Raw genomic sequence first — 6,473 nt, forward strand, 5'->3', positions numbered from 1 at the left:
TCGGACTTAGGCGGGCCCGACCGGCTCACGCCGGATCGGCGCCTGCCTAAGCGCGGCGTCCGACACGAACGGATTCGTTCGTCGCTCCTCGCCGAAGGTCGAGATCGGCCCGTGGCCCGGCACGAAAGTGACGTCGTCGCCTAAAGGCCACAGCTTCTCGACGACGGCGCGGATCAGGGCGGGCGGATCGCTCATCGGAAAATCCGTCCGACCCACGGACCCCTTGAACAGCACATCCCCGACCTGGGCGAAGCGCGCCGCGCGATTGAAGAAGATCACATGGCCCGGCGTGTGGCCGGGGCAGTGTCGCACTTCCCAGGTCGTCTCGCCCAAGCTGACGGTGTCGCCGTCCTCCAGCCAGCGGTCGGGGGTGAAGGGCCGCGCGTCGGGCAGGCCGTACATCTTGCCGCTCTCGACGATTCGGTCGATCCAGAACTGATCCGCCTTCTGGGGACCAGTGATCTGGACGCCGGTCTTCTCCTGCATCTCGGCCGCGCCGCCGGCGTGATCCAGATGGCCGTGTGTGATCCAGATCTGATCGAGGGTCAGCCCACGCCGCTCGACCTCGCCCAGAACCGCATCGACCGAGCCGCCCGGATCGATCACGGCGGCCTTGTTCGTCGCGGTGCACCAGACGGTGGTGCAGTTCTGCTGGAGCGGGGTGACGGGCGTGACAAAGACGCCGATGGGGGAGGCGGGTTGGCTCATTCGGCCAACATAACCCCCGATGCGGCGTGAAACCACTGTCCGAGGCCACGCTCGCGTTGACCTTTGGAGCCCTTCTCGACATAAGGGCGGGCTTCGAGGCGCCGCTCCTAACGGGGCGGCCTTCTTGCTTTATCCATTCCGCGCCGGCCGTCTCGACGGTCCACGCGCCCCAGAGCGTCAGAAATCCCGACCATGCAAGTCGTCGAAAAGTCGAACGAAGGCCTCAGCCGCGTGATCGCGGTCACCATCCCCGTCGCGGAGCTGAACCAGAAGCTCGAAGCCCGCGTCAAGGAAGTCGCCCCGCAGGTGAAGCTGAAGGGCTTCCGTCCTGGCAAGGTGCCGGTCGCCCACGTCAAGAAGACCTTCGGCCGTGAGTTCATGGGCGAGATCATCAACGCCGAGCTGAACGAAACCAGCCAGAAGGCGCTGGAAGAAGCCAAGATCCGTCCGGCCGCCCCGGCCGAGATGAAGCTGATCTCCGACATGGACAAGGTCATCAAGGGCGAGGAAGACCTCTCCTATGAGATGGCTCTGGAGATCATGCCGGACTTCACCCCGATCGACCCCAAGACCCTGAAGCTGGACCGCCCGACCTACGAAGCCTCGGACGCCGATCTGGACGAAGCCCTGACGGAGCTGGCCGGCCAAGCCAAGTCCTACGAGGACAAGAAGGGCAAGACCGTCAAGGCCGCCGAGGGCGACCAACTGACGATCGACTTCCTGGGCAAGCTGGACGGCGAACCCTTCGAAGGCGGCGCCGCCGAGGACGCGGACCTGGTGATCGGCTCGGGCCGTTTCATCCCCGGCTTCGAAGAACAACTGACCGGCGCCAAGGTCGGTGAAGAAAAGACCATCGAAGTCACCTTCCCTGAGAACTATCAAGCCGCCCATCTGGCCGGCAAACTGGCCACCTTCGACGTCAAGGTGAAGGCCATCAAGGCCGAGGTCGAAGCCAAGGTCGATGAGGACTTCGCCAAGCGTATCGGTCTGGAATCCCTGGACAAGCTGAAGGAACTGCTGGGCCAGAACCTGAACCAGCAATACGCCGGCGCCGCCCGCTTCAAGCTGAAGCGCGCCCTGCTGGACCAGCTGGACGAAGCCCACGACTTCCCGCTGCCGCCGAAGATGGTCGAGGCCGAGTTCGACGGCATCTGGCAACAGGTCGAGGCCGACAAGGCCGCCGGCCGTCTGCCGGAAGAGGACGCCGCCAAGTCCGACGAGGACCTGAAGGCCGAATATCGCAAGATCGCCGAGCGCCGCGTGCGCCTGGGTCTGGTCCTGGCCGAGATCGGCCGCGCCAACAACGTCCAGGTCACCGACCAGGAGCTGAACGCCGCCCTGCTGCAGGAAGCCCGCAACTATCCGGGCCAGGAACAGGCCGTCCTGAACTTCTACCGCCAGAACCCCAACGCCGCCGCCCAGATGCGCGCGCCGATCTACGAGGAAAAGGTCGTCGACCTGATCGTCGGCCTGGCCGAAGTCACCGACACGCCGATCACTAAGGAAGAGCTGCTGAAGGAAGACGAAGAGGCGTAATCGCCCTTCGTCCTCTCAGGGCGGAAACGAACGGTTTCAAGGGGTTCGCGCTTGCGCGAGCCCCTTTCTTTATCTGAACGGGACAAAGCGAGTCGCCTCTGCGGACCGCCGTCTCTGGCCCTCCCGTTGCGTTCCAGCGGATTTGAGGTAGCGTCACTCCAGCGAAAGCGGAGGGATGCAGATGCCGTCGGCCTTTTTAGCCTTGTCTCTCGCGCTTGCGGCCCAGGATACGTCCGCCGTTCTCGACGATGTGGTGGTGACGGCGCCGCCGCTGACGCCAGAGGTCGCCCGATCCTATGTCGACCGCATAGCCAATCCTCCCCTCCGCGCCCTGAGTCTGGCCACGTGGCGGACGCCCGTGTGTCTGCTGGTCGAAAACCTGGCCCCTGAGGCGAAGTCGATCGTATCGGCGCGTATCGTCGCCCGGGCTGAGAACCTCGGAATCAAGGTCGGGGAGGGATGCCGACCGAACCTGGTCGTGGTTTTCACGTCGGACGGCTCAGCAACCGCGACCGATCTGGTCTCTGCCATACCAACTCTGTTCCGTTTGAAGGCGGGTGAGCCGCAGGGGGACCGGCATGAGCTTGCTGTGTTCGAGACGACAACCGCGCCCGTCCGCTGGTGGACCATGTCCGGCGACTACAGCACGTACCGAGGGGCGTTTCTGACGCCGACGCACGGTGAGGACAGTCAGTTCGGGCTGAGCTCGGACCAGAACGGCAGTGCGCCTATGCGGGCGGCTGATCCGGGAGAGATCTATTCGAACCAAAGTCAGGTCCGAGCGATCATTCGATCCACTGTCGTTGTGGACACCCGTCAGACGGGCGGCGTTTCGACCGAAGCTTTGGCGGACTACATCGCCATGGTCGCCTTGGCCGAAGTGGATCCCGAAGCAGACACGCAGAAGTTTCCCACCATCCTCAACCTTTGGGACGGACAGGCTGACCTCCCGGCTATGACGACTTGGGATTGGGCGTATCTGAAAGGGCTTTATAAGGCAGAGATTCGGATTTCAGGCAGCATCTCCCCCGTGCGCTCGCGGTTTCAGCTCAACGAGATCGCCCGGTCCATGGCCGGTGACCGGACGCCTTAGCCCTAGGCCCGTGTCTGCCCTAGGCTTGCGTCGTGGGCGATGCGACGCGATATGGTTGGCGTAGCGGCGCTGCGATAGCGGCCGATTCCCTCCAAGGACCCATATGCGCGATCCGATCGAACTGATGAACATGAACCTGGTCCCCATGGTGGTGGAGCAGTCCAGCCGGGGCGAGCGCTCCTTCGACATCTTCTCGCGCCTGCTGCGCGAGCGGATCATCTTCCTGACGGGGCCCTTCGAAGACGGCATGGCCTCACTGATCTGCGCCCAGCTGCTGTTCCTGGAGTCGGAGAATCCCAAGAAGGAAATCTCCATGTATATCAACAGCCCCGGCGGACAGGTGTCCTCGGCGCTCGCGATCTACGACACCATGCAATACATCAAGAGCCCGGTCTCGACCGTGGTCATGGGCATGGCGGCCTCGGCCGGTTCGCTGATCCTGACGGCCGGCGCCGCAGGCCAGCGCATCGCTCTGCCGAACGCCCGGATCATGGTTCACCAGCCGTCGGGCGGCTTCCGTGGCCAGGCCTCGGACATCGAGCTGCACGCTGCGGACATCCGCTACACCAAGAAGCGTCTGAACGAGATCTACGTCCACCACACGGGCCGGACCTATGAGGAAGTCGAAAAGACCCTGGACCGCGACCACTTCATGTCGGCCGAGGAAGCCAAGGCCTGGGGCATCGTCGATCACGTCTATGATCGCCGTGAACAGGCCGACGCCGACGGCGTGAAGACGCCCGGCCACTAAGTCGCCGGATAATATGGCCAAAGGGCGCGCCGTTGCGGCGCGCCCTTTTCATTTTGTGCTATCGGAACCGTCATGCAGTTCACACGAGATCCCAGCGGCACGGTCGAGGTCGACGGCGAAACCTATGTTTGGGAAATCCGTCGCCAGCCCCAGCCCAAGGGCGGCAATGTCTGGGAGGGCATGGCCGTGTCCCTGCGCCATGTCGATTTCAAGCGCGAAGCCATCGTGCAGTTCCCGCCGCCCTTGCGACCCAACGGCCGGCCCGACGTCGAGAAGCAGCGCGTCAATGTCGATGCGGTCCGCAACGCCGTCGCCTCGGCCATGGAGGCGGGATGGGACCCGACCTCGCGTGGCAAGGCCGTCGTGTTCGACGTGGATGCGGACGGTAACTGACCTTTTCGGCCGGCGCTTCACGGTTTTTGGCGAAACACCCGGAACCCAGGCTGCTGCGCCATGGCCAGCATCTCGCGGTCGCCCGAAGTGTCGCCATAGGCGGCGGTCAGCACCATGTCCTCGCCATAGGCGGCTTTCAGACGCCGCACCTTTTCCGTCCCGCGACAATTCGGCCCCGCGAAGCCGCCCGTAACCCGTTGTTCCGAATCGAACACCAGCGGCGTGCCCAGCAAAGCCTCTGCCCCCAGCTTCACTGCAAAGGGCGCCACCGTCGTCTCGGGGGAGGCGGTCACGATTACGCGATGAGCGCCGCGTTCGCCCCAGTCGTTCCAAACCTTCAACGCGTCGGGTCGCATGAATCTGTCCCAGACGGCGTCGGCGAATCGCGCCGCCTCGGCCTCCAGCGCCGCCTTGGTTTCGCCGGCCAGGAACTCCTTCACCGAGGCGGCCTTGATCCGCCCCCGGTCCCGGTCGCGTGCATAGGCGGCAAGGGCGGGCGCCAGCTTGACCAGACCCAAGGCCCAGCCGCCAGCGCCGGCCCTCCAGCGCAGGAATTCGGTGAAACTGTCGCGAATCGTCAGGGTGCCGTCGAAATCAAAGGCCACGATCGGCGCTTGTCCCTGGTCTGATCCCTGTTCCAACTTGATCCGGGACTGGCGCAAATCCTGCAGGCTCCCCATGTCAGACATTCGCCTTGATCCCCATCGACACTGATCCATCCCCGTCTTGCAACATTCCCCTGCCGCCTTCGGGGTTGTCGTCGAACGTGGGATGGGTGATTGTCATTTTTTGAAGACCTTTGCGTCCAGAGTGCTGGAATCAACGTGGAGGAAGCGCGTTTCGGGCCATTTCGGTCCGCTCCGCGGGAGTGAGATAAGGGTCTATGACCAAAGCAGCCGGCTCTGACGCCAAAAGCACCCTGTACTGCTCGTTCTGCGGAAAGAGCCAGCACGAGGTCCGCAAACTGATTGCGGGCCCGACCGTGTTCATCTGCGATGAATGCGTCGAACTGTGCATGGACATCATCCGCGAAGAGCACAAGATCGGTTTCAAGAAGACGACCGACGGCGTTCCGACGCCCAAGGAGATCCGCGACGTCCTGGACGATTACGTCATCGGCCAGTCGCACGCCAAGAAGGTCCTCTCGGTCGCCGTTCACAACCACTACAAGCGTCTGAACCACGCGACGAAGAACAACGACGTCGAACTGGCCAAGTCCAACATCATGTTGATCGGGCCGACCGGCTCGGGCAAGACGCTGCTGGCTCAGACCCTGGCGCGCATCATCGACGTGCCCTTCACCATGGCCGACGCCACCACCCTGACCGAAGCCGGTTATGTCGGCGAGGACGTCGAGAACATTATCCTCAAGCTGCTGCAGTCGTCCGACTACAACGTCGAACGGGCCCAGCGCGGTATCGTCTACATCGACGAGATCGACAAGATTTCGCGCAAGTCCGACAATCCCTCGATCACCCGCGACGTCTCGGGCGAGGGCGTGCAGCAGGCCCTGCTGAAGATCATGGAAGGCACCGTCGCCTCCGTGCCCCCGCAGGGCGGCCGCAAACATCCGCAGCAGGAGTTCCTGCAGGTCGACACCGCCAACATCCTGTTCATCGTCGGCGGCGCCTTCGCCGGCCTCGAGAAGGTGATCGCGGCGCGCGGCGACGGGGCCTCGATCGGCTTCGGGGCCAAGGTCAAGGAAATCGACGAACGCCGCACCGGCGACATCCTCAAGGGCGTCGAGCCCGACGATCTGATGCGCTTCGGCCTGATCCCCGAGTTCATCGGTCGCCTGCCCGTGCTGGCGACGCTGGAGGACCTCGACGAGGAAGCCCTGGTCACCATCCTGACCGAACCGAAGAACGCCCTGGTCAAACAGTACAAGCGACTGTTCGAGATGGAGAACGTCGATCTGACGTTCACCGACGACGCCCTGATCGCCGTGGCCAAGAAGGCCATCACCCGCAAGACCGGCGCCCGCGGCCTGCG

General features: G+C 63.8%; 7 protein-coding genes. 5 read left to right on the forward strand and 2 right to left on the reverse strand.

Annotation, left to right across the window (positions count from 1 at the left end; translation table 11 throughout):
- Positions 1 to 6: 6 nt before the first annotated feature.
- A complete protein-coding gene (locus Q7J26_RS03745; RefSeq protein ID WP_304935165.1) occupies positions 7 to 708 on the reverse strand; it encodes an MBL fold metallo-hydrolase in 702 nt (233 codons plus the stop codon).
- A 192-nt stretch (positions 709 to 900) separates the two neighbouring features.
- Here Q7J26_RS03745 and tig point away from each other — a divergent pair, with 192 nt between their 5' ends.
- The 4 genes from tig (at position 901) to Q7J26_RS03765 (ending at position 4,481) form a co-directional block, all read left to right on the forward strand.
- Positions 901 to 2,244, forward strand: coding sequence for a trigger factor (tig, locus tag Q7J26_RS03750; protein WP_304935166.1), 1,344 nt, complete (start codon positions 901 to 903; stop codon positions 2,242 to 2,244).
- A 175-nt stretch (positions 2,245 to 2,419) separates the two neighbouring features.
- A complete protein-coding gene (locus Q7J26_RS03755; protein WP_304935167.1) occupies positions 2,420 to 3,337 on the forward strand; it encodes a hypothetical protein in 918 nt (305 codons plus the stop codon).
- A 103-nt stretch (positions 3,338 to 3,440) separates the two neighbouring features.
- Positions 3,441 to 4,088 (forward strand): ATP-dependent Clp protease proteolytic subunit, encoded by a 648-nt coding sequence (locus tag Q7J26_RS03760; RefSeq protein WP_304935168.1) that lies wholly within the window; start codon positions 3,441 to 3,443, stop codon positions 4,086 to 4,088.
- 72 nt (positions 4,089 to 4,160) lie between these two features.
- Positions 4,161 to 4,481: a hypothetical protein gene (locus tag Q7J26_RS03765; protein WP_304935169.1), complete on the forward strand. Its 321-nt coding sequence runs from the start codon at positions 4,161 to 4,163 to the stop codon at positions 4,479 to 4,481.
- A 17-nt stretch (positions 4,482 to 4,498) separates the two neighbouring features.
- On the opposite strand, the gene Q7J26_RS03770 is transcribed toward Q7J26_RS03765, so the two are convergent.
- Complete coding sequence (locus Q7J26_RS03770; protein WP_370651906.1) at positions 4,499 to 5,161, reverse strand: HAD-IB family hydrolase; 663 nt, start codon at positions 5,159 to 5,161, stop codon at positions 4,499 to 4,501.
- 203 nt (positions 5,162 to 5,364) lie between these two features.
- Between Q7J26_RS03770 and clpX the strand changes: the two genes are divergently transcribed.
- The coding region (gene clpX / locus Q7J26_RS03775) for an ATP-dependent Clp protease ATP-binding subunit ClpX (RefSeq protein ID WP_304935171.1) at positions 5,365 to 6,473 on the forward strand (1,109 nt) is incomplete at its 3' end.

The sequence above is a fragment of the Brevundimonas sp. genome, assembly GCF_030656255.1.
Classification (GTDB): domain Bacteria; phylum Pseudomonadota; class Alphaproteobacteria; order Caulobacterales; family Caulobacteraceae; genus Brevundimonas.

Excerpts from the sequence above, each read along its gene's own strand:
- Q7J26_RS03760 (WP_304935168.1), top strand. The coding sequence starts at position 3,441 with ATGCGCGATCCGATCGAACTGATGAACATGAACCTGGTCCCCATGGTG.
- Q7J26_RS03755 (WP_304935167.1), top strand. The coding sequence starts at position 2,420 with ATGCAGATGCCGTCGGCCTTTTTAGCCTTGTCTCTCGCGCTTGCGGCC.
- Q7J26_RS03765 (WP_304935169.1), top strand. The coding sequence starts at position 4,161 with ATGCAGTTCACACGAGATCCCAGCGGCACGGTCGAGGTCGACGGCGAA.
- Q7J26_RS03770 (WP_370651906.1), bottom strand. The coding sequence starts at position 5,161 with ATGGGGAGCCTGCAGGATTTGCGCCAGTCCCGGATCAAGTTGGAACAG.
- tig (WP_304935166.1), top strand. The coding sequence starts at position 901 with ATGCAAGTCGTCGAAAAGTCGAACGAAGGCCTCAGCCGCGTGATCGCG.
- Q7J26_RS03745 (WP_304935165.1), bottom strand. The coding sequence starts at position 708 with ATGAGCCAACCCGCCTCCCCCATCGGCGTCTTTGTCACGCCCGTCACC.